This window comes from Streptomyces sp. NPDC040545 (assembly GCF_055595065.1).
In genome coordinates this window covers 242,906-265,729 of sequence record NZ_JBVIWA010000002.1, presented here as the reverse complement: position 1 = coordinate 265,729, position 22,824 = coordinate 242,906, and the positions used below count along the sequence as shown (strand labels likewise).

General features: G+C 69.7%; 16 protein-coding genes and 1 pseudogene. 3 read left to right on the top strand and 14 right to left on the bottom strand.

Going from position 1 to position 22,824, the window contains the following annotated elements; translation table 11 throughout:
- Positions 1 to 60: 60 nt before the first annotated feature.
- From ACZ573_RS06160 to ACZ573_RS06125, 8 genes and pseudogenes are all read right to left on the bottom strand, one after another.
- Positions 61 to 690, bottom strand: coding sequence for a GNAT family N-acetyltransferase (locus ACZ573_RS06160; protein WP_471299693.1), 630 nt, complete (start codon positions 688 to 690; stop codon positions 61 to 63).
- Positions 691 to 825: 135 nt separating this feature from the next.
- Positions 826 to 2,196, bottom strand: a complete 1,371-nt coding sequence (locus ACZ573_RS06155; protein ID WP_471299692.1) for a phosphatase PAP2 family protein — start codon at positions 2,194 to 2,196, stop codon at positions 826 to 828.
- A gap of 144 nt (positions 2,197 to 2,340) precedes the next feature.
- Positions 2,341 to 2,673: pseudogene (locus tag ACZ573_RS06150) on the bottom strand (flotillin family protein); the annotation flags it as partial.
- A 50-nt stretch (positions 2,674 to 2,723) separates the two neighbouring features.
- Complete coding sequence (locus tag ACZ573_RS06145; protein WP_471299689.1) at positions 2,724 to 5,267, bottom strand: hypothetical protein; 2,544 nt, start codon at positions 5,265 to 5,267, stop codon at positions 2,724 to 2,726.
- 357 nt (positions 5,268 to 5,624) lie between these two features.
- Entirely contained in the window at positions 5,625 to 6,740 is a 1,116-nt protein-coding gene (locus ACZ573_RS06140; protein WP_471299687.1) for a hypothetical protein, read from the bottom strand.
- Positions 6,741 to 6,745: 5 nt separating this feature from the next.
- The gene (locus ACZ573_RS06135) at positions 6,746 to 7,993 is read right to left on the bottom strand and encodes a radical SAM protein (protein WP_471299684.1); all 1,248 of its coding nucleotides are present in this window, start codon (positions 7,991 to 7,993) and stop codon (positions 6,746 to 6,748) included.
- A gap of 76 nt (positions 7,994 to 8,069) precedes the next feature.
- Complete coding sequence (locus ACZ573_RS06130) at positions 8,070 to 8,273, bottom strand: hypothetical protein (protein ID WP_471299681.1); 204 nt, start codon at positions 8,271 to 8,273, stop codon at positions 8,070 to 8,072.
- Between the two features lie 344 nt (positions 8,274 to 8,617).
- Positions 8,618 to 10,063, bottom strand: coding sequence for an oxygenase MpaB family protein (locus ACZ573_RS06125; RefSeq protein WP_471299678.1), 1,446 nt, complete (start codon positions 10,061 to 10,063; stop codon positions 8,618 to 8,620).
- A gap of 455 nt (positions 10,064 to 10,518) precedes the next feature.
- On the opposite strand from ACZ573_RS06125, the gene ACZ573_RS06120 reads away from it, so the two are divergent.
- Entirely contained in the window at positions 10,519 to 10,644 is a 126-nt protein-coding gene (locus tag ACZ573_RS06120; RefSeq protein ID WP_471299675.1) for a hypothetical protein, read from the top strand.
- A 378-nt stretch (positions 10,645 to 11,022) separates the two neighbouring features.
- Here the strand turns inward: ACZ573_RS06120 and aspA are convergent, their stop codons facing one another.
- The 5 genes from aspA to ACZ573_RS06095 all read right to left on the bottom strand — a co-directional run bounded on the left by aspA (position 11,023) and on the right by ACZ573_RS06095 (position 16,582).
- Positions 11,023 to 12,432 carry an aspartate ammonia-lyase gene (gene aspA, locus ACZ573_RS06115; protein WP_471299673.1) on the bottom strand — a complete coding sequence of 470 codons (1,410 nt, stop codon included), beginning with the start codon at positions 12,430 to 12,432 and terminating at the stop codon, positions 11,023 to 11,025.
- A 56-nt stretch (positions 12,433 to 12,488) separates the two neighbouring features.
- The gene (locus ACZ573_RS06110; protein WP_471299670.1) at positions 12,489 to 13,505 is read right to left on the bottom strand and encodes an asparaginase; all 1,017 of its coding nucleotides are present in this window, start codon (positions 13,503 to 13,505) and stop codon (positions 12,489 to 12,491) included.
- Between the two features lie 88 nt (positions 13,506 to 13,593).
- Positions 13,594 to 15,033, bottom strand: coding sequence for an amino acid permease (locus ACZ573_RS06105; protein WP_471299667.1), 1,440 nt, complete (start codon positions 15,031 to 15,033; stop codon positions 13,594 to 13,596).
- Positions 15,030 to 15,758, bottom strand: coding sequence for a FadR/GntR family transcriptional regulator (locus ACZ573_RS06100; RefSeq protein WP_471299664.1), 729 nt, complete (start codon positions 15,756 to 15,758; stop codon positions 15,030 to 15,032). The genes ACZ573_RS06105 and ACZ573_RS06100 overlap by 4 nt, the downstream gene beginning before the upstream one ends.
- A 32-nt stretch (positions 15,759 to 15,790) precedes the next feature.
- Positions 15,791 to 16,582, bottom strand: a complete 792-nt coding sequence (locus tag ACZ573_RS06095; RefSeq protein ID WP_471299661.1) for a gamma-glutamyl-gamma-aminobutyrate hydrolase family protein — start codon at positions 16,580 to 16,582, stop codon at positions 15,791 to 15,793.
- A gap of 260 nt (positions 16,583 to 16,842) precedes the next feature.
- Here ACZ573_RS06095 and ACZ573_RS06090 point away from each other — a divergent pair, with 260 nt between their 5' ends.
- On the top strand, positions 16,843 to 17,751 hold the full coding sequence (locus ACZ573_RS06090) for a LysR family transcriptional regulator (protein WP_471299658.1): 909 nt from the start codon (positions 16,843 to 16,845) through the stop codon (positions 17,749 to 17,751).
- Between the two features lie 210 nt (positions 17,752 to 17,961).
- The gene (locus ACZ573_RS06085; protein WP_471299655.1) at positions 17,962 to 19,227 is read left to right on the top strand and encodes a hypothetical protein; all 1,266 of its coding nucleotides are present in this window, start codon (positions 17,962 to 17,964) and stop codon (positions 19,225 to 19,227) included.
- An 886-nt stretch (positions 19,228 to 20,113) separates the two neighbouring features.
- Here the strand turns inward: ACZ573_RS06085 and ACZ573_RS06080 are convergent.
- Positions 20,114 to 22,477 carry a non-reducing end alpha-L-arabinofuranosidase family hydrolase gene (locus ACZ573_RS06080; protein ID WP_471299652.1) on the bottom strand — a complete coding sequence of 788 codons (2,364 nt, stop codon included), beginning with the start codon at positions 22,475 to 22,477 and terminating at the stop codon, positions 20,114 to 20,116.
- Positions 22,478 to 22,824 lie beyond the last annotated feature (347 nt).

Genomic DNA, 22,824 nt, shown 5'->3' with positions numbered 1-22,824 from the left:
TCCGCGAAGTCCCGGACGGTGGTCGGCGCGGTCACCCCCGGCGGCTCACTTCTCCGGCGCTCATCCTCCGGATTGCGCCGAGGGGCGGCCGGCCCGGCGTGCTTCCAGCGCGCGCTTGACTTCCGGCCATTCCGGCCGGGTGATGCTGTACACCGCTGTGTCGCGGATCCAGCCGTCCCGCATCACCATGTGGTGCCGCAGCACGCCCTCGTGCGTCGCGCCCAGCCCGGCGATCGCCGCCCGTGACTTCGTGTTCCGTACGTCCGTCAGCAGCTCGACCCGGTTCATCCCCAGCGCCTCGAAGGCGTGCGTCAGCATCAGCAGCTTCGCCTCGGTGTTCACACCGGTCCGCTGACGGGACTCCGCGAGGAAGGTCCAGCCGATCTCCAGCCGCCGCTGCGCGGTGTTGATCACCATCAGCCGGGTCGATCCGAGGACCTGCCCGGTCGCCGCGTCCACCGTCGCGTACGGGATCTGCGTGCCCTCGGCCCGGGCCGCCACCGCCTCTTCGATGAACCCGCGGACGTCGTCCGGGTGCGGTACGAGCGTCACGGCGAGCTCCCACAGGCTGCCGTCGCGAACCGCCGCGCACAGCCCGTCGTGGTGCCGCTGCTCCAGCGGCTCCAGCCGGACCCGCTCCCCCACGAGTACCGCCGGCTCCACCGCTGCCGGCGCCTTCGCCTGTTCCATGCCTGACCTGCCCGTCCCCCGTGTCCATCACGACAGGGCGACCCTACGCGGCGCCGGTCACCGGCCCCACCGGAATTCGCCTGGTGGGACGGCGTGGCCGGCCGGCGGTCCGCCCGGCCACGGCACCGCGCGCACTCACACCAGTTCGGGCTGCTGTTCGCGTCGTGGCTGCGGCACCCGCACCGCCTCCGCCGCCGCGGTCTCCCGTTCCCACATCCTGGTGATCCGTACGTAGCCGTAGATCACCGAGCCCATCGCGAGGAGGAGCAGCGGCCCGAACACCCACGGGTACGTCGCCAGCTGCATCGACAGATAGCGGTACGAGGCCAGGTACGCGACGAACACCGTCGCGCCGTAGGCGGTCAGCAGGATCCCGGGCCGGTCCCAGCCGCGGGCGAGCGAGCGCAGCCCGGTCTCGATCGTGACCGTGAACACCACGCCGGCGATGATGTCCGCGCCGTAGTGGTAGCCGAAGCCGAGCGTGGCCCCGAGCGTGGCGATCAGCCAGAACGTGCCCGCGTAGCGCAGCGCCCGCGGGGCCTTGCGGGAATGGATGAAGATCGCGGTGGCCCACGCCGTGTGCAGGCTGGGCATGCAGTTGCGCGGGGTGAACTCGTCGAAGGGCATCGGGCCGGGGGCACCGACCGGCGGCGTCGTGTTCGGCCACAGGTCGGCCACCGCCCAGTGGGCGCCGTCGGCGCCGTAGGCGAAGATCGGCCCGACCACCGGGAAGATCATGTAGATGCCCGGTCCGAGCAGACCGATGACCAGGAAGGTGCGCACCAGGTGGTGGCTCGGGAAGCGGCGCAGGGCCGCCACGTGGCGCAGCTGGTACAGCGCGACGGCGACCGCGGCCACCGCGAGCTGGATGTAGACGAATTCGAGGACGCGGAAGCCGACCGTGCCGGTGGCCTCGACGATCCGGCCCGCCACCCACGACGGGTTGCCCAGCGCGTGATCGGCGGTCGCCACGTACTGGTCGAGCACCATCGGGCGGGACTTCGAGGTGATCAGCAGCCAGGTGTAGCCGGTCTTGCGGCCGGCCACCAGGAGCAGGGCCAGCCCCACGCCCTTCAGCAGCAGGAGACGCTCACGGCCGGTGCGGCGCGTGACGGCGATGACGGCCCAGGCCAAGGTCACCAGCAACGCGCCGTTGCCGAACATCATCTGGGCGCCGACCAGCCAGCGCACGAGCCAGAAGACGAGGTCGATGCCGATCGCGGCGGCGAGCCCGATGAGGCGCTGCCGCCAGGTGAGCACCACCATCATCAGGGCCATGCTGGCGTACAGCACCGTCCCCGACTGGGGAGCGAAGATCACCTCTCGGGTCTGGACGGTGATCGGACCCGGCACGCCGTACCGGCGGGCGGCCAGCTCCAGTGCGACGAGGAACCCGAGGCCGATCACACCCACCGCAGCCCACAGCACGACCCGGGGCCGGGGCCGCGCGGCGGACCTGGCGCCGTCGCCTATTCGAGAAAGAACCCGCGATATCGAAGATGTCAATTTCCGGCCGCTTATCGTGGTCCAACATGAACATTGTCAGACCGGACATGTTAACGGAGTGAGTAGGTTTGATTGATCGAGGGTGCGTGACCTGACCGGAAATGTGATCGAAAGCTGCCCCTGCCGGGACGACGGCACCGGACGTCAGTCGGTGATCGAGATCTTGCCGTTGACCGGGACGGCTTCGGGGGTCTTCGCCGACCGGGCCGCTGTGAGGCCCCCCAGGAGCCGGGCGAGGTCGACGCCCGTGGTGGAGCCGAGCAGCTCCATGCCCTGGGCGACGTTCTGGGCGACGGGTGCGGGACAGCTTGTTCGCGCCGTCGGTGGAGATGACGATCGTCTTGTCGGCCTGCGTGAGCCGGGCCACCCGCAACGCCTCGGCCTCCTGCTCCGCTGGTAGCGGCGGGCATCGGCGGGCTCGCGGACCTCGGTGTCGAGCCGCCGCTCGGTCAGCGCGGCCTGCCGCTCGCGCACCCTCACCCGTCCTCTCGACCGGGAACCAGGGGGACACGCCGATGTCGTGGCGCTCACCAGGGCGGAGTCGGCGTACCGTCGGGTTCCAGCCCGTAGGGCCAGAAGCGGTACACGGCCGGCTGGGGGGTGACGGGCCGCAGTCTGGCGGAGTCCGCGGCGTGCGCGAGGAGCCGTTCGGCGCCGGCGAGATCTCCCGACCGCTCCAGCATGTCGATGAGCTGGTCGAAGGCGAAGGGGTGACCGGCTTCGGATGCCTGGGTCAGGAATCGTGCCGCGCTTTCGAGATCTCCGGCCTTCTCGCGGATACCGGCGAGCTGGATGACAGCGCCGGGATGGCCGGTGTGGGCCACCTGCGTGATGAGTTGTTCGGCCTTCTCCAGATCTCCCGCCCGCTCGCGGATCTCGGCGACGGCTATGAGAGCGTGCGGATCGCCGCTTCGGACGGCGTCGGCGAGGAGTTGTTCGGCGCCTTCGGCATCGCCGGCCTTCTCACGGATGCGGGCGAGCTGCACGATGGCGTAGGCGTCGCCGGACCGGGCGGCCTGGATGAGCAGTTGTTCGGCACCGTCGAGGTCTCCGGCCTTCTCGCGGATCTCGGCGACGGTCGTCAGGGCACTGGTGTGGCCGGTCTGCACGGCCTGGACGAGGAGTTGTTCGACGCCTTCGAGGTCTCCGGCCCTCTCACGGATACGGGCGAGGGCCGTGAGTGTGAGGGAGGGGTGCCCGGACCGGGCCGCCTGTGAGATGAGCCGCTCGGCGCCTTGGAAGTCACCCGCTCTCTCACGGATACGGGCGAGGGAGGTGAACGCACCGGGGTGACCGGTCCGGGCGGCCCGGGTGAGCAGTTGTTCGGCGCCGTCGAGATCTCCGGCCTTCTCACGCCGGCGGCCCAGGACGGTGAGGGCGACGGTGGTCGCGGTGCCGGGTTCCCCGGTGTCCGCTACCTGGGTGAGGAGCCGTTCGGAACCTTCCGGATCGCCGGCTCTTTCCAGCATGAACGCCAGCTCGATGAGGGAATAGCCGTCGCCGGTCTCGGCTGCTTGTGCGGCGAGTTGCTCGGCGCCCTCACGGTCTCCCATCTCGTCCCTGATGAGTGCGAGCTGTGTGCGGGCGAAGGGGGTACCGGCGCGCCGGTACAGATGGTGGGCCCATCGAAGACGCAGTCTGTCGCGGGCGGCGGCCGCGAGACGCTCGAGGTCGTCGGGGCTCGCGAGGTGATCGTGTGCTGCGTGCCAGAAGGAAGCGGGCGGACACAGCGGACGGCGTTCGTCGCGGCCGTGCTGCTCGAGGTAGTCCGCGAGCCGGTAGACGACGCCCGGTGCCGGCGCGTCGACCGGCTCGGTGGGGCTTCCGGGCGTCCGTCTCGTACGGCGTGGCTGGGTACGGCGCAGGGGTGCGAGCCGGCCGTGGACGGGTTGGGCCAGTTCGGCGAGGGCTCGTTCGGCCCAGTCGGGGGTGAGGGCGTCGTACTCGTGGTCGGTGAGGTAGTCGGTGGCGGCATCGGTGAGGAAGGCGAGCGCCAGGTGAAGGCCGGCGCCGAGGCGGCGCGCGTCCATGGCTGCGTGCAGGAGGGCGCGGGCGGGCGGCGTGGCGGTGCGGTAGCGGCGCAGCAACTCGGGCGCCCCGGCGAGATCCTGGGTGAGACGCCCGTCGGCGGCGCGGGGCAGGGCGGCGGCCAGGACCGCGTCTCCGCGCTCGGCCAGCACGCGGGCGGCTTCCAGCGCGGCCTGGTCGAAGGACTCCGGCACCGCGACGGTCCGCCCGGCCAGCAGCTCACGCACCTGGGCGTGCGCATCGGGTTGCCCGGGCTGCGGGAGCGCGCTGTAGGTCCGCTCGTAGTCGGGCCAGAGGGTGCCCAGTACCAGGACCGGACCGCGAGCGGGGTCGGTGAGCAGTGTCCTCAGGGCTGCGGCGATGGTCTCGCCGTGGCGGAGGTCGCCGACGTAGTGCTGGGCCTCGTTCAGCCAGACCACCGTGTGCGGCCCGGCCCGCTCGATGTCGCCGAGGGCCGCCTCGGCCCGGGTGGGGTCGAAGGGGTGCCACAGCCGCCACCCCTGTTCGGCGAGCGGTCGGACGGCTTCCCAGCACGCGCGGGTCTTGCCCGTGGAGGAGGACCCGACCAGAACGACCATCCTGCTGTGGCCGTCACCGGCGTGGCGCACGGCATCGGCGAGGACGCCGTCGTGGGCGCGTGGCACGTAGCCGGGGAGCGGCGGCTCCGGTGCTCCCCCGGGGTCGTCCCGGCGGGTGATCAGTCCGGCGGAGTGGACCTCCAGGTCGTACGGGTTGCATTCGCCGATGGGCCGACCAGGACGCCGCTCCGCCTGCGGGGCGGGTACGGCCTCTGCGGCAGCAGCGGTCCGCCGCAGGTCCAGGAGCTCCTGCTCCGGCAGGCGCAGCACGCGGGCCAGGGCCGCGACCGTCCTCGCCGAGGGAACGTCCGCGTCGGGATGCAGTGCCTCGTGGACGGTCGTGCGGCCCAGCCTCGCCTGTGCGGCGAGCTGCGTCACCGTCAGCCCGCGACGGGCCAGGCCGTCCGCCAACCCCGTGCGCAGCTCGGCGAGCGCCATCCCACGCACCGTCTCCTCGTCGTGCACGACTCTCCCCTGGGCTTGGCGACCTGGTGTGTTCGCTGCTGTTCATCTTCGTCCGGCGCCCCCCGACGCACATGCCTTGCACACTCTCGGCATCGTCAACGGCTCAACTGCTCAACGTCACAAGGGAGCTTGCCGTGCCCGGTCTTTCCGCCGTCCGGTACGCGCTACGCGCCGACGGCCGCGTTCGTCCACGGCGCGCAGCTCCTCGAGCGTGCTCGGGTCCATCCACTTCCTCCTGGAGTTGGGAAACCTTGCATCGTACGGTGGCGGTCGAGGGCCTGCACGGAGATTGCCCGGACAGCACGAGCAGGCCCCCGGACCGGTGTCCGGGGGCCTGCGAGCAATGCAGCACACCGTCTAGTGGTTCGCCGCGACGTGTTCCTGCAGGTCTCCGAGCGCATCCAGCAGGTCGTCGTTCACCTGCTCGGCATAGGGCTTGATCAGTTGGGTGAGCGGCTCCTCCAAGAAGCCGCGCAGGGCCGTCTGTCGTCTCTCGAGGGCTCGCGGGGTCCCGAACACCCCGGTTTCCGCGGCCGCCGACCAGAAGTTGAACAGGCCGTACCACACGAAGCAGGCTTGCAGGAAAGGCCTGACCGGCAGTCGGCGGCCGGTCCACGGACTGGGAACCATCGGCCGCATGCTGTACAAGGCGTCGTCGAGGACCCAACTCTCCTGCACTTCATGCATGTACAGAAATCCGTGGATCGATTCGTGGACCACGCCTTCGGCGACGAGAGCGTGATCCACGGCCGCGAATTGCGGATTTCCCAGTACCGAGCGTCCGACGTACTGGGCGCAGGATCCCGAAGAGAAGACTCGCTCCCGGTCGTCCCGGACGAGTACCAGGGCCTTGGTGAATCGTGCGACGAACGCCGACGTCTCGCCGCTCACCGCGGAGATTCCTTCGATGGCCGCCGACAACTTCGCCAGCGCTTCGTCCCGCTCCCGTCCCGCCAACGGGGCTCTGCTCTCGCGCCGGGTGAAGTGGATCCCTTGGACATCGATGCCGAGGGCATGGGGACTGTCGAGATCGAGAGCTGCCACGCCCTTGAGGGAGGGCCCCTCGACGACCCGGCCACCGGGAAGGATCAGGGCGTCTCCCAGAGCCGTCCAGAGCGGCTCCGCGACGGGCTGTGCGACGCCGCCCTCGCGCGCGCCCTCGCGCGCCATCTCCGCCTGCACGGCTCGGATGAGGAATTCGGCTGCCGCCGAAGCGTCGCGCGTAGGGTCGGGCCACATCAGCAGGCGCGTCGTCTCGGGCGCCAGCAACACCCTGGTGAGCGACTCCTCGCTCAGTCGGGTCAGCTGGGCGACGATCTCCGCTTCGGCATCAGGGCAGGTCGACCTCACCTCGGTGAAGAGCCGCCCCAGGTGCCGCCCCACCAGATCGGAGTAGCCACGGTGGATCTCCTCGCAGACTTCACCCGAGCCGTACCAGCGAAGTGCCTCATGGAGTCTCTTGATGGGTGACACGTCCTTCATCCCGAGATCGATTGCGGGACGGCATCGTTCGATCGGGAACCGAGGGCGTGGGAGGAAATCTCCTTCCGCACGGTGCCGACGATGTGCTGGATCACCGCGAGCAGGGCCTCGCAGTGCACACTCGGGTTGGAGAACGCGTTCCTCTTCGACCATCGGTGCGGCATCTCGCCGCCACCGCACAGCCCGTAGACAGGGCATCGCAGGCACTGGTCCGGCAAGAGTTCCTGGTTCTTCAGCCCCATGCGGTAGAGCTCGGTCTCCCGCAGCCGCTCGATCGGGTGTCTGCGGACATCAAGACCGGTGAGCGTCATGCCGTCACCGCAGATCCGCAGCATGTCCAGCGGTTCCAGGCTGCCATCGGTCTCCACGACCACATCGGTCACCGGCTGGGAGCCCAATGCACTGATCTGAGATTCACCACCCAGGATCAATTGCAGCAGGGATTCGAACCACCTGATCCGCACGCCCGGATCCGCGTTGCCGTACCATTCGTCGAACAGATCGATATAGTATCTGCCGAGAAGGTCGGCGTGCCAGGGCGGACCTTCCTCATGGTGATAGTCCGGCCAGAGGAAGTCCATGTTCCGGACACCGATGTCGAGCAGGTGACGGAACACCTCCGTCCCGGGGAATCGCGGGTCGGCCACGACCAGGACTCCCCAGGGAGGCGATTCGGTGCCTTGGGCCACCAGAAGGTCGATCGCCTTGCGGACGCGACTGTAGCTGCCCTTCCCCTGGTGGTTCACCCGCTGACGGTCGTTCCAGACGGCCGGCCCGTCGAGACTCACGCCGACCTGGACTCCATGGCTCGCGAACAGCGAGAGCCAGTCCGCATCCAGGAGAACGCCATTGGACTGCAGGGTGAAAGAGAGCCGCACTTCTGCCGGTGCCGCTTCCCTGACATCGTCCAGAAAGCGCGTCATCCAGGGCTTGCCGACCAGGAGCGGCTCGCCTCCGTGAAGTGCGACCACCGCTTCGGTGATGCCGTTCCGCGACGCGTATTCCGTGATTTCCCGAATGGCGGCTCGAGCGACCTCCAAGGACATCACCCGGGGGCGGCTCAGATGCGTCGTGTCACCCTTGTTGTAGATGTAGCAATAGGTGCAGTCCAGGTTACATCTCGACGAGATCTTAAGAATGCAGGAAACAGGAAGAGCGATTCCTGTGGATCGCCGTTCGAAAGACGGATCCTCCTCACCGGAGGAACGCTGAAACGGGCGATCTCGCATACGAGATGAAATCAAGGACAACCCCTCGCCGATTTTGCTCCAGGTTCCGGACCGACGGATCCCGCTGCCGCCCGGCGGGCGGCACGGTTCCCTACATCTCCGGAATCTCGTTCCAGCTCCTGCTGAAAGTGAGGCGGTTGTACCCGGCGGTCACCGGTGGCTCCCCGCCTTCGGACACCTCGAGCGCCGCGCGAAGGATGGGGTTGAGGCTCCCGACGGCGTCCCTGAGCGCACCGAGGTCCTTGATGGGGACTCGTACCTCTGCCTGCTGGGACTTTTGCGGGCCATCTTCCATGATTACCTCCCGAATTCCGGGGCGGAGCGAATCGATGAGACTCGCGGGTACTGCCGACGCTAGCCAGCCTGCCGCTCCATGGCCATCAGGACATTGCCGGGGTTGCTCCAACGGTGGTTGCGTACACCCGGGCAGCCGTATCGGCACCGCCGACGGGGGAGTAGCTGGGCTGGGGACGCCGTCCCGCAGGAGGGCACCGTTGACACGCCTCTGAGCTGCAACGATGCCCCGAGCGTTCCGAGAAGGGGAGCGGAGCGTTTTCGGCGGCTTCCGCAGGAAGGCTCTGACCTGGGGTTCTGGGGTCTCTGTCAAGCCCGGCCCCGGCGCTTCGCCCGGATCGGCTGCTATGGGCGTCCGAGGAGTTGGCTGCCGGCGGTGTTGTCGGTGCGGGCGGTGAAGTAGTCGGTGAAGGCCTGGACGAATTCGTCTTCGGTGATGCGGCCGTCTCCGTCGTGGTCGAGCTGGCGGAAGCCGTGGTTGAGTTCGGCGGGGTGGACCCGGGAGCCGCCGAAGACCGTTCGGTACTCATCGGCGCACAGGTGTCCGCTGCCGTCGGTGTCCGCTGCGTGGAAGATCGCCCGCACCGCGACATGGAGACCCTGCTCAAGATAGGCCGGTCCGGCGTCGATCCCGGTGAGCATGGCGGTGACGAACTCCTCGCAGGTCACCTGTCCGTCGTCGTCAGCGTCCATGCCGGTCCGCAGGTGCTGCCACCAGGTCTCGAAGGCGGCGTAGACGGGAGCTTCGCGTTCAGGGGCGAGTTCGAGCGGCCAGCACACGTTGTGCGCCATGGCCTGCAGATCGGCCGAGCCGATGTGGCCGTCGCCGGTCTGGTCCAGGACCTGGCGGAAGAAGGTCCGCAGACGCGCCGGGCGGGAATCGCCGCCCTTGCGGCGGCGTGGTGCGGGGAGCCGGACGGGGCTTGCCTCCGGCGGGGAAGGACGGCCGGTGGAGGCGGTGGGAGGCTGCGGAGTCGAGGGGATGCCGGCCAGTGGGGTGCGGTAGCGGCGGTGCTCGGGCAGCGCGTTCATCAGCACGCGCATACCGCGGTGCAGGATGAAGGACAGCAGGGCCGCGCGGCGGGTGCGGGACAGGTCGAAGCGCTCGCGGAAGGCTTCCGGCAGGTCCGCGACGGTCAGCGTACCGATCACGTGGGCGGCCACCATGCGCACAAGCGGCCAGGCCGGCTTCAGGTGGCCCAGGCGGCGGGGCGCGGGAGCTTCACGGAGCATGTCGAAGAGCAGGTAGCGCACGGGTTCGCCGTATTCGAGGCGCTCGCGGATCGTGCGGTCCACATACGCGGGCACGTCTGCGGCCGTGGCCGGGAACAGCTCGTCGGACAGGCCGAACTCGGAACACACCGCACGGAATTCTCCGTACATCTGGTCCAGTTCCGACGGGGCCAGCGGGCGTCCGGACAGTTCCCGCATCGCCGTCATGCACTCGTACAAGGTGACCAGCACCCACACCCGCACCGCCGGGTCCAACGCTGTGAACGGCCTGCCCTGCTCGTCGGTCCCCGCCAGACGCCGGTGCGCGCGCTCCAGACGGGCGACCTCACGGCGCAGCCCTTCACGGTCGGAGAAGAACAGCCGCTTCCCGCTGTCCATGGTGTGCTCGATGCGCCGCCACGGGTGCGCGCGGTAGGTGGAGAAGTTGGTCATGCCGGCGGCGACCGCCGGATCCGCGGTCTGCAGAACCAGCAGCCGCCACGCCACCAGCCCGATCCGCCACTCCCCCAACGTGCGGCGCAGCAGCGAATCAGGACCAGGAAGATCAGCGGTAGCCAAGGGGACGTCTCCTCAAGCACGTGGACAGGAATGAGTAGGGGACGACCGGAAGAGGGATCATCCGGCTATCCGCCCAGCCCAACTGCCCTACCGGAATCCGGGAGCGGCCAGGTGCCCTAATTCACCCGTCCGAGACACGCCTCAGGGCCGCGTATCGGCGTCCGCCGCGGGGGGCGGATGCGCAGTCGCGGCGGTCACCATCGACGGCGGTGCGGCCATTGCCGACCAGAGCAGCCTGTGCACTGTCCCGGTGAGAGGCAGCACGGCAGGGCACGCGGTGAGTACGTCTGGTTCTGGTTGGGCTCTCTTTCTCCATGGTCGGTCACGACGGCGCCCAGCTGCTGCCCGGCGGACCAAGCTCCGGACCATTCCCGGACCAACGACGGGCTGCGTACCACCGCCGATCGCGGCCGCGCGGCAGTCACGACGCGGCCGAGGGGGCGCTGCGGAGGTGCTTGGAGGGCGAGGCCGGCGGGTTCAACGCCGACCCGAACCAGAGCGTCGCCGACTACCTGACCGTCTGGCTCGCCGCCCAGGCCCTCGTGCTCAAGCCGACCACCATCGCCCCTTACCGGGACTAGGTCCACAACGATCTCGTCCCGGCCTTCGGGACCCTGAAGCTGGACGAGCTCGGCACCGGCACCTCGCCGCGTTCGTCCCGCCCCGCCCGCGTTCAGCACTATGGCGGACAAGCCCCGAACCGGGCGTGCGACCACACTGCGACCACCAGGACTCCGGGCATGGAAAAGGCCGCCCTCTCATGGATGAGAGAACGGCCTCCGACCTGCATGAAGCATGGTCGGGACGACAGGATGTGAACCTGCGACCCCTTGACCCCCACCGGCTCCCACAGGTCGCCACAGGTGAGGCGCTCGGCACGGCGAACGGTGCAACAGCGTGCCGTCCGCGGCGCGGGACGGTCCAGGTGCGCGGCCGGTGAGCCGCGGCGCAGCCCCGCGTCAGGCCCCGGCCGCTCTGGCTCCCGCGATCACCTCGGGCCGCAGCAGGGCGGTGAGGCGCTCGGCCGGCAGCAGACCTCGCTCCAGGACGAGCTCGGCCACGCCCTGGCCGGTGGCAAGGGCCTCTTTGGCGATGTCGGTGGCGGCGGTGTATCCGATGTGCGGGTTCAGGGCGGTCACCAGGCCGATGGAGTTCTCAACGGTGGCCCGCAGCTTCTCGGTGTTGGCGGTGATGCCGGCCACGCAGCGCTCGGCGAGGGTGAGGCAGGCCGCGCGCAGGTGGATGACGGACTTCGACAGCGAGTGCAGGATGACCGGCTCGAAGGCGTTGAGCTGGAGCTGTCCGGCTTCGGCGGCCATGGTGATGGTGATGTCGTTGCCGATCACCTCGAAGGCGACCTGGTTGACGACCTCCGGGATCACCGGGTTGACCTTGCCGGGCATGATGCTCGAGCCCGCCTGCACCGGCGGCAGGTTGATCTCGCCGAGCCCGGCGCGCGGCCCGGAGGACAGCAGGCGCAGATCGTTGCAGGTCTTGGACAACTTGACGGCGATGCGCTTGAGGACGCCGGACATCTGGACGAAGGCGCCGCAGTCCTGGGTGGCTTCGACCAGGTCGGCCGCGGTGACCAGGGGCAGCCCGGTGATGTCGGCAAGGTGGCGGCGGGCCGATTCGGCGTATCCGGCGGGGGCGTTGAGACCCGTGCCGATCGCGGTCGCGCCGAGGTTGATCTCAAGGATCAGCTCGACGGCCTCAGCGAGCCGGCTGCGGTCCTCGTCGAGCATGACGGCGAAGGCGGAGAACTCCTGCCCGAGGGTCATCGGCACTGCGTCCTGCAGCTGGGTGCGGCCCATCTTCAGCACGTCGTGGAACTCGGCGGCCTTGCGGGCGAAGGCGGCCTGGAGGACGGCCATGGCATCGAGCAGGCCGCGCACCGCGGAGACGGTCGCGATCCGCACGGCGGTCGGGTAGACGTCGTTGGTGGACTGGCCGAGGTTGACGTCCTCGTTGGGGTGCAGGTGCCGGTAGTCGCCCCTGGCGTGGCCCAGCAGCTCCAGCGCCCGGTTGGCGATGACCTCGTTGGCGTTCATGTTGGTCGAGGTGCCGGCGCCGCCCTGGATGACATCGACGACGAACTGGTCGTGGAGCTTGCCGCCGCGTATCTCCTGGCAGGCGGCGACGATCACGGCTGCCTTCGCGGGCTCCAGCAGGCCGAGTTCCTCGTTGGCGAGGGCTGCGGCCTCCTTGACGGCGGCGAGGGCGTCGATCAGGTGCGGGTAGGCGGAGATGGGCGTCCCGGTGATGGGGAAGTTCTCGGTGGCGCGCAGGGTGTGGACGCCCCAGTAGGCGTCGGCGGGGACTTCGCGGTCTCCGAGCAGGTCGTGTTCGCTGCGGGTGGCGGCGGTCATGGGTGTGCGGCCCTCTTCCTGAGGTGGGTGGGTCAAGGTGGTGAAAGGGGATGGAGTCAGGCGGTGGCAGGGATGCTGGGCGGGTTCAGCGCCGCCACCGGCCGGATGCCGCCGACGGGCCGGCCGCCGCCGGTCATCGGCTCGCCCTCGAACCCGGCGAGCAGCCGCGGCTCGACTCCCGCCCGGGCGAGGGCTGCGGCCGTCACCGGGACGCGCGCCCGGTCCGCCCCGTCGGCGATCTTCACTGCGACGGCCCGGCCGTCGGGCAGCGCGGCCACCTGGACGCCCTCGAAACCGTCCTTGGCCAGCAGCCCGGGCACCGCGCGCATCAGCCGGGCCGTGTCTCGCCCTGTGCCGGAGGCCATCTCCGGGTGGACCCGCAGCGCGTCCGCCACCCGGCGCCCGGCGGTGTCCGGACCGGCCGTGGCGATGCGGGCGGCGGCGCGGGCCAGGCCGTGCAGGGACACTGCGAACAGCGGGGCTCCGCAGCCGTCGACGGTGACGTTCGCGATGTGCTGGCCGGTGAGTTCCTCGACGACCTCGGCGATCGCCCTCTGGAGCGGGTGGCCCGGGTCGACGTAGCTCTCCAGGGGCCAGCCGGCCAGCTTGCACAGGTACAGCATCGCCGCGTGCTTGCCGGAGCAGTTCTGGGCGAGCCGGGAAGGCCCGCGGCCCTCGCGCACCCAGGCATCCCGGACCGCCGGGGCGTACGGCACGTCGGGGACGTTGCGCAGGTCGTCCTCGGTGAGGCCGGCCAGTTCGAGGATCAGCCGGGTACCTGCGAGGTGGTGCTCCTCGCCGGAGTGGCTGCCCATCGAGAGGGAGAGCAGGGCGCCGTCGAGCGGCAGCCCGGCCCGCACCATGGCGAGGGCCTGGACCGGCTTGAGGGCCGAGCGCGGGTAGCAGGCGGCCTCGATGTCTCCGATGCTCAACCGGACGTCGCCATGACCGCCGAGGACGACGACGGATCCGTAGTGGACTCCCTCGATCACACCGCCCCGGGTGACGTGGGCGACGGGTGCATGCTGGGGCTCGCGCATCGCGGGCGCGTCCGCGAGGAGACTGCTGCGCATCACTGCCTCGTTCGGTGGTGGGTTGCTGCTGACCGGGGTGGCCGGCGGCAGGCCCGGCCCGGGGGACGGGCCGCGCCCGCCGCCCGGCTCAGCCCTCGCTCTTCGCGGCGGCGCGCGCCACGCGGCCCCGGACGGCGTACCAGCCGGCGACCAGCGCCGCGGCGATCAGCGGCACGCACAGCACGGTGGTGCGCGCCGCTCCTCCGTCGGCGTACATGAGGACCAGGACGGAGGCGAGGAAGGCCAGTGTCACGAGTTCGGTCCACGGGGACCCGGGCAGGCGGTAGGAGGGACGGGTCAGTTCGCCGTCACGGGTCTTCCGCCAGAAGAAGAGGTGGCAGACCATGATCATGCCCCAGGTGGCGAGGATGCCGATGGCCGCGAGGTTGAGCACGATCTCGAACGCATCCGCCGGAACCACGAAGTTGAGCCCGACGCCGAGGACGCACATGCCGCTGGTGAGCAGGATGCCGCCGTAGGGCACCTGGGTGCGGCTGAGCCGGGCGGTGAAGCGCGGGGCGGAGCCGTTGACGGCCATCGAGCGCAGGATGCGGCCCGTGGAGTAGAGGCCGGAGTTGAGCGAGGACATGGCGGCGGTGAGGACGACCAGGTTCATCACGCCGCCGGCCGCCGGCACGCCGATGTGGGAGAGGACGGTCACGAACGGGCTCTGGCCGGCGCTGTAGCTGCTCCACGGCATCAGCATCGACAGCAGGACGACCGAGCCGACGTAGAAGAGGCCCACACGCCACATGATCGAGTTGATCGCCTTCGGCATGATCTCCTCGGGGTTCTCGGTCTCACCGGCCGTGACGCCGACCAGCTCGACGGAGGCGTAGGCGAAGACGACGCCCTGGACGATCAGCAGCATGGGCAGCACGCCGTTGGGGAAGATCCCGCCGTTGCCGGTGATCAGAGCAGGGCCGGGGACGGCGCCGTCGACGGGATGCCGGGTGACCAGGAGGAAGATCCCGATCCCCATGAAGAGCACCAGCGCGCCGACTTTGACGATGGCGAACCAGAACTCCAGTTCGCCGAAGATCCGCACCGAGATGAGGTTCACGGTGAGGACCACGGCCAGGGCTATGAGGGCGATCACCCACTGGGGGACATCGGAGAACAGGTGCCAGTAGTGGGTGTACGTGGCGACGGCGGTGATGTCGGCGATGCCGGTGGTCGCCCAGTTGAGGAAGTACATCCAGCCCGCGGTGTACGCGCCCTTCTCCCCGAGGAACTCCCGGGCGTACGACACGAAGGCGCCGGAGGACGGCCGGTACAGGACGAGCTCGCCGAGCGCGCGCACGACGAGGAACGCGAACACGCCGCAGACGGCGTAGGCGACGAACAGGGAGGGCCCGGCCTCGGCGAGGCGTCCGCCCGCGCCGAGGAACAGCCCGGTGCCGATCGCACCCCCGATGGCGATCATGTTGACGTGCCGGGGTTTCAAGGACTTGCTGTAGCCGGTGTCCCCGGCGTCGACATGACGGGCCGTGGGGCGCTTCTCGTCTTTGAGGAACTGCTCGCTCACGCCTCGGGTCTGCCTTCCGTGGAAGTGTCCGTGCGCTGGGGGCGCACGATGTCGGTGAGGGTCGTCTCGACCCTCAGCAGGTGGTGGGACATGGCCTCCACCGCGTCGTGCTCGCAGCCGTCGACCAGCGCTTCGAGGATGGCCCGGTGCTCGCAGTTGGACTGCTCGCGCCGGCCGCCGAGTTCGTTGAGGAAGGTCGACTGACGCGCCAGCGCGTCGCGGATCTCCTCGATGACGCGGCGGAAGACGGGGTTGCGGGATGCCTCGGCCACCGCCAGGTGGAAGACGGTGTCCATCGCCACCCACGCGGTGGTGTCGGTCTCCTGCTCCATCCGGTCGAGCAGGTGGCCCAGATGGTCCAGGTCCTCCGGGGTGCGGCGCAGCGCGGCGTACCCGGCGACCGGAATCTCGACGTGCCGGCGCACCTCGAGCAGGTCGCTTGCGGCGTAGTCGCCGAAGGTGGGGTCCTCGACCGTGTTCGCCAGGACGAACGTGCCCTTGCCGCTCCTGGAGACGGTCAGGCCCATGGCCTGGAGAGCTCGGAGCGCCTCCCGCAACACGGGCCGGCTGACCTCGAGGGTCCGGCACAACTCGGCTTCGGAGGGGAGCTTGTCTCCCACGACGTACTGACCGCGCTCGATGGCGCTGCGCAGGTGGCCGAAGACCGCTTCCATCGCGCTTACGCGCCGCGGTACGCCACCTGTCTGGCTGTCTGACAGGTTCACGCTGCGATCTTGCGGGCTGCGCCAGGAGGGTGTCAAGACACCTGTGTCGGGAAAATCGGGCCCGGCGGGCTTCGTACCGGGCGCACCTTCCGGCCGGCCACCCGAGCAGGCTCGGCGCTCGCGGCGGAACTCGCAGCCGCCACCAAGGCGTGCACGACCGGCGCATCGACACCCATCTCCGGGTGCCACTGGACGCCCACAGCGAAGCGGTGCCGGGAGCTCTCGATCGCCTCGACGGTGCCGTCCGCCGCACGGGCGGCCACGATGAACCCGGCGCCCAGGCGATCCACCGCCTGATGATGATGCGTGGCAACCTCGCGGGTCCCCGGCAGGAGGGCGCCGATCCGGGTCCCCGGCACGGTGGTGACGGCGTGGGCGCAGAAGTGGCCCCGGTAGGGGTTGTGGCCGTCGTGGCCTACGCTGTCGGGCAGGTGCTGGATGAGGGTGCCGCCCGCGTGCACGTTCATCAGCTGCATTCCCCGGCATACTCCGAGCACGGGTATGTCGCGGGCGAGGCAGGCGACCAGCACAGCGTGTTCCCACCGGTCGCGCTCGCGGACCGGCGGCCCCGTGCGCGGGTGGGGCAGCGCACCGTACAGGGCGGGATCCAGGTCCTCACCGCCCGTCAGGACGACCGCGTCCAGACGCTCGACCACATCGGCCGCGGCCTCCGGCGCGTCCGGCGGCAGCAGAACGGCGCGGCCGCCCGCCGCCCGGAGACAGCCGACGTAGGCCGCGGGCAGCACCGCGGCGGGCAGGTCCCACTCGCCCCACTGGGCGTCGGCCAGGTAGGTGGTGAGTCCGATGAGTGGTGGCTGGGGCATACCACTTCCTTTCAGGACATGCGAGGTGATCGTCGACGGCCGGATCCACACCCGCTCCGGCAGACGTCCCCGGCCGCGGCGGACTGCGGCAGAAGACGGACGGGGCACTGGCGGAGGGGCACCGCGACGGCAAGGGGAGCGGCGGTCACGCCCCGGCAACGCGGGCTTGCGATTTTCTTGCCGCGAGCAGAATCCTGCTGGCGTTCATCCGCAATCACAAGAAAACACATCTTCGCGACAGATAAGTGAGCCTTAACTCCGTGCACGGACTCGACCCCCGCCTGCTCGCCACCCTCGAAGCCGTCGTGCGGCACGGCTCCTTCAGCGCCGCCGCACGCGAGCTCGGCTACAGCGCGCCCGCGGTCTCCCAGCAGATCGCCGAACTCGAACGCCGCGCGGGCCTGAGAGTGCTGGAGCGCCGGCCCGTGCGCGCCACACCGGCCGGCGAAGTCCTTCTCGACGCCGAGCAGGGCGTCCGCAACGCGTTGGCGACGGCATCGGTGGAACTCGACGCCATGCGCGCGGGCACGGCCGGACGGATCCGCCTCGGCGCCTTCGCCTCGGCCGCCACCAGCATCGTTCCGCAAGCGCTGGCCCGACTCCACGCGGCCTACCCCCACGTGCAGGTCAGCCTCGGCCAACTGGAACCCGAGGCCTGCTACAACCGGCTCAAGCGGGGGGACATGGACCTGGCCCTCGGCTACGACTACGACTTCATCCCCGTCCCGCCACCCCGGATGCTGCGCCGGACGCTGGTCGCACGGGATCCGGTGGTGGCCGTGGTCCCGGCACACCACCGCCTGGCCGACAGGGAGGTCATCGACCTGGCCAGCCTCGCGTCCGAGACCTGGATCGCGGCTCCGGAGGCCGCACTGCGCCTGGAACTGCTTTCCCAGATGGCCAAGACGCCCGGCTTCCAGGCCCGCCTGCAATACGAGGGGGACGACTTCAACACCGTGCTCGGCTTCGTGGCCGCAGGCCTGTGCGTGGCCGTCATGCCGCAACTCGCCCTGCCCCGCGCCAACACCCAGGTCGTGGCCCGCCCCCTGGCCGAGCCGCAGTTGACGCGCTTCATCTACGCCGTCCGCATCGACACCCGGCACGCCCCGCGCGCCGTCCTGGACCTGGAGCAGATGCTCGCCGCGCAAGCGCTGGCCGCGCTCGCATGAGGCTGCGGCGGGCGGCTACCGGAGGCGAACGGAGCGTGAACCCACGTGAAATGCGCCAAGTTGACGGCGGCCGCACGCGCGTAGACCGGGTGATGACGCCAGGTCTCCCGGCTTGTCCGACTATCGGACACGGTGGCTGAAAGTTAAACTATTGCGTGGCGGGCGCCCTACGTTTGCGGTGGTTGACGTTCCAGCGAGAGGAAACCCCTCATGACCGCCGCCGACAGTCCGCCGCGAACGGCCCGCGTCCTCACCGGCTACCGCCCCGAGGACGGCTTCATGGCCGTGGAGCTGGACCCGCCTCCGGCCGAGTACGTATGGCACGACGAGCACGCCGAGCAGCAGGAGCAGCGCTACGGCCCGGGCGCGGGCTACCGCCAGTGGCTGGCAGTGGACGCACGCGACGGCGCCGTATGGTTCGGCGACATCGACTGGCGGGCCCCGGCCGAAGACCTCGGCAGCCAGCTCCCCGGCCTCCCCCGCAGGGCGCTCGGCGACGGAGCCGTCCCGGCCTCCGGAATCATGGTGCAGCTGCTCGGCCACCTGACCCATGACGAACAGCGCGGCTGCTCCTGGCGCTTCTTCACCGCTGAGGAACTGCACGCGCTCGCCCTGCGCATACTCCCCGCCGTGCAGCGGCTCGTGGACTCCATCCACCGCATCGGACCGGACGGCGAACTGGAGTGGTCGGCCGAGGCCGCCACCGCCTGGGACGACATCGAGCAGGCCGCGACCCACACCTTCGACCCCTCCGGGGATCTCCGCTGGCCCAGGCTGCGCACGACACCGAGCCCTGCCTGGCGTGTCGAGGTCGGCGCGTTCCTCGTCATGAACCCCGGTCTGTGCGATCCCTCCTGGGGCCTGGCCACGGACGCGGAACTCGATGCCTACGCCGACTACAGTCCCGAGAGCGGCTATGGCGGTGTACCGGGGCGGATGTGCCGCGCCGCCGACCGGCAGATCGAGGACGGTTTCACTTTCTACGGCCACCGTGCCGCCCTGTACGCCTACCGCGCGCAGGCGTGCGGCGACCGTGTTCCGACAGACGCCCGCGTCTGGCTGGAGACGACGGAGGCGGGTCGGGGCACCTGGGAGGCGGCCAAACCCCCCGGGGCCACCCTCGCCGACGTCCCCGACTGCGTGCTGGCGGCCTTGGCCGAAGGGTTCCAGAACTCCGCGCACGAGGAGGGTCTGGTCCTGACGGGCCTGGACGCCCATCTGCGCCGGTTGCGCGCTGAGGAACGCTCCGCCGTCGACCAGCAGCTCGTCCGCGAAGCCGAGGAAGCCGAACGCCTCGAGAACATGCTCAAGGACTTCCGCGCGGCACGGAACCGCACCGTGACACGGATCCTGGCCTGGTCCGATGGGCGCAGCGACGGGGAAATCGCCCGCCTGGCGTCCATGCCCGACGACTACGTCAGCGACTGGCGGGCCCGCCTGACCGACGAACAGACGACGGCCACACCCGCAACCTAAAGCCTGTGCGGCGAAGACAGGGCACCCGCTCCGCAGCCTCACCGCCCGGGCAGCCCGTCGAGCGCCACGGCCGTCCGCAGACCGAGGCGACGGCCCGAGGCCTTGAGCTGGTGCCTCCGGCCCGCTGCGAGTACCGCTGCGCGGCGTAGGCGGAACCGGACCTGGCCGCTGTACCGGCGAGACGACCGGAGACGGTGCTCGTCGACCTCCCTCGGGACCAAACGCACCTGGCCTGCTGCGCCCCGAGCTCCGGACTCCGGCCGCTGCGATCCCCGTTCACCGGACTCGTCTTCTGCCGACCCGACGGCCGACCGCTCGGACCACACTCTCACCGGAGCCGAAAGGGCCGGCCACGCAACGGACCGTATGCCGTGGCTGCGGCCACCACGCGACCACCTCCACCGAATCCGCGAAGCCCTCCGACGACTCCGCTCCCCCGCAGTACCCGGCTTCACGCCACGGCCGACCGGCCACAGACCGGACATGCGACCACGCTGCGACCACCACGGCCCCGGACACGCGAAAGGCCGCCCTCTCACGGATGAGAGAACGGCCTCCGACCTGCGTAAACGCTGGTCGGGACGACAGGATTTGAACCTGCGACCCCTTGACCCCCAGATCTATGGGTCGGAGGAAGAATCCGGATATACAGCGCCATCTCAGGGCGCACGGCGGGCACCGAGACCAGCCCGTAGTAGGCACTACCGGCTGGTCTCGGCCCGCGAGTCCTCCTACACGAACAGGAAGTACGGCACGAGGACGGCGGGCACACCGAGCGGCAGACCGGTGGCGCTCCAGCGACGGCGGTGACGCCCGCGGCGCCCGCAGGCTGTGGCGTTCTTCATCGGGAGGTGTTCTCCTTGCACATCACCGTGGATCAGGCAGGTCAGCGCTGCAGGGTGAGGACACCCGGCCGGTACGGCAGTCGGTCGTAGGGGCCGCCCGCGTTGGGGGACTTGCCTTGGTAGAGGAACTGCAGGTTGCAGGGGTCGATGGTCATGGTCTGGTCGGGGTTGTTGCGGACCAGGTCGCCGTGGCTGATGTCGTTGGTCCAGGTGGCTCCGCTGTTGGCCTTGCCGGCGAAGGGGTTGCTCTCGCTGGCGGCCTGTGGGGTCCACGAACCGCTCAGGCTGGAGGCCGTGAACGAGCGGAAGTAGCGCTGCTCATTCGCACCCCGGGCCTCGACGATCATGAGGTACTGGTTCTGGCCCTGGACCTTGTAGACCTGCGGCGCCTCGAACAGGTTCTTCACCGTGTCGCTCATGACCGTCGTGTACGACGAGCCGAAGCTGCCCGGGAAGTTCCCGATCGGCATGCTCGCCCGGTAGATCTTGCCGTTGTCACCGGCGAAGAACAGGTACATGTTCTGGTCGTCGGCGATCAGGGTCTGGTCGATCGGGCCGGTGCCGGAGTCGGGGAGGCTCCCGGTGAACAGCGGCTGCGGCGCGGACCAGCCGTTGGGGTTGGTGGGGTCGCTCGACAAGCGGTAGCTGAAGGGCGACGCACCCCACTGGTATGCCAGCACCCAGATCTTCTTCGGCGCGAAGTAGAACAGCGTGGGCGCCACCGCGTTCTGGTTCATCTTGGTCTGGCCGGCCGACGCCATGTCCGACCAGTTCGTGAAGGGACTGAACGCCATCGAGCCGTACGAGGTTCCCTCCGCGCTCGACGCGTAGACCACGTGCTTGCCGTTGTGCACCACGTGGGTGAAGTCCTTCACCGCGGCCCACCCGTTCGACGGTTGTGCGAGGGCACCCGTCGAACTCCACTTGTACGTCGAGGGAAGAGCGCACGTGCCGCCGCCCGTCCCGGACGGGGCGGTCCACTTCTGGTTGTCGACGGACGCGCAGGAGTACAGCTGGATCTTGGTGCCGTTGGCGGTGGCCGCGCCGACGGCGTCGAGGCACAGCCCGGACTGAACGCCGGTGATCGTGCCGTTGGTGTTGATTTTCCACTGCTGGTTGGCGCCGCCGTTGCAGTCCCAGATGACCACCATCGTGCCGTTGCCGGTGCCCTTGGCCATGGCGTCCAGGCACTTGTTTCCGTAGATCATCAGCTGCTTGCCGGAAGTGTAGGTCCAGCGCTGGTTCGTCTGTCCGTTGCAGTCCGACAGCTGCGCCTGGGTGCCGTTGACCGTGGTGGAACCGTTGATGTCGATACAACGACCGGAGGGGACGCCCTTGATCTGCCCGGTACCGGTTCCGCCTGTCGTTCCGCCCTGGCCGGTACCGGAGGCGGACTTGAGGGCGTTCATGACGGTGGTGTAGGCGGCCTTGGGGTTGCCGTTGTTGTCGAACAGCAGGGGGCTCTCGCGGCTGCGCCAGGAGTCGCTGTCACGGACGCCCCACACCGTGATGCCGGTGCACCGGGTCACGGACAGGCAGGCGTTGACCGCGTTGGCGTAGTTGGTGGACGACGCCTGGGCGATGTCCAGCTCGGTGATCTGGACGTCCACGCCCAGGGCGGCGAAGGCGGACAAGGTGGTCTGGAAGCTGGACGGCGGGCCGCCGGTCCCGAAGTGGCTCTGGAAGCCGACGCAGTCGATCGGCACGCCGCGGGACTTGAAGTCCCTGACCATGCTGTAGACGCCCTGGGTCTTGGCGTCCGACCAGTTCTCGATGTTGTAGTCGTTGTAGCAGAGCTTGGCCGAGGAGTCGGCCGCCCGGGCGGTGCGGAACGCCTCCTCGATGAAGCCGTTGCCCAGCAGGTTCTGGAACACCGAGCTGCGGTGCTGGCCGCTGCCTCCGTCGGCGAAGGCCTCGTTGACCACGTCCCAGGCGTAGATCTTGCCCTTGAAGTGGGTCATCTCGGTGGTGATGTGGTTGTTCATCACGCTGCGCAGCGTGTTCGCGTCGCCGATGGAGCTGACCCAGGACGGGAGCTGCGAGTGCCAGACCGTGGTGTGGCCGCGCATGCGCTGGCCGTGTGCCATGGCGCGGTTGACGATCTGGTCGGCGGGGCCGAAGTTGAAGTTGCCGCGGGACGGTTCGATGGCGTCCCACTTCATCTCGTTCTCCGGGGTGATCATGTTGAACTCCCGGTCCGCTATCGCGGCGTACTTCGAGTCCCCGAGCCTGCCGGCGGCCACGGCGGTGCCGAAGTACCTGCCCGAGGGGGCCGCCTGCGTACCCAGGGCGGCGGCTCCGGCGGAGCTGGGCAGGAGCGTCAGGGCACCAGCCACCAGCGCCGCGGCCGACAGTCCTATCACCGCTGTTCGGCGACGCCGGCCGAGCCGGTGCATGCCCTTCATGATTCTCCTCGGGGGCTGCGAGTCGCCCTGGGTGCCGTGATCGTGCGCGCATCGGCCGGTACGGCCTGATCCGTCGCGGGTCGGGTGCGGGGCAGGGCGTGGGCCCGTTCCTGCCTGCCGATCGCCCGGGAGGCGTGGGTGTGTCGCGTCATTGGAGCGGCTTTCTTCAGGGGATACGTCAACGGGGAAAGTCGGGGGACCTGCCACGCCGGCCCGTCAAGGTGAGCGGCGGGAAGAGCACCCCACACAATGGAGGCCTCCGAACTGATGGCCTCGTAACAGAAAAGTGGCGCCGCCCGGATGATTGCCCGGTGATGCATCGCTCGGGCGAAAAGCGTTATGCCAAG

Excerpts from the sequence above, each read along its gene's own strand:
- ACZ573_RS06160 (WP_471299693.1), bottom strand. The coding sequence starts at position 690 with ATGGAACAGGCGAAGGCGCCGGCAGCGGTGGAGCCGGCGGTACTCGTG.
- ACZ573_RS06130 (WP_471299681.1), bottom strand. The coding sequence starts at position 8,273 with ATGGAAGATGGCCCGCAAAAGTCCCAGCAGGCAGAGGTACGAGTCCCC.
- aspA (WP_471299673.1), bottom strand. The coding sequence starts at position 12,432 with ATGACCGCCGCCACCCGCAGCGAACACGACCTGCTCGGAGACCGCGAA.
- ACZ573_RS06110 (WP_471299670.1), bottom strand. The coding sequence starts at position 13,505 with ATGCGCAGCAGTCTCCTCGCGGACGCGCCCGCGATGCGCGAGCCCCAG.
- ACZ573_RS06095 (WP_471299661.1), bottom strand. The coding sequence starts at position 16,582 with ATGCCCCAGCCACCACTCATCGGACTCACCACCTACCTGGCCGACGCC.
- ACZ573_RS06085 (WP_471299655.1), top strand. The coding sequence starts at position 17,962 with ATGACCGCCGCCGACAGTCCGCCGCGAACGGCCCGCGTCCTCACCGGC.
- ACZ573_RS06080 (WP_471299652.1), bottom strand. The coding sequence starts at position 22,477 with ATGAAGGGCATGCACCGGCTCGGCCGGCGTCGCCGAACAGCGGTGATA.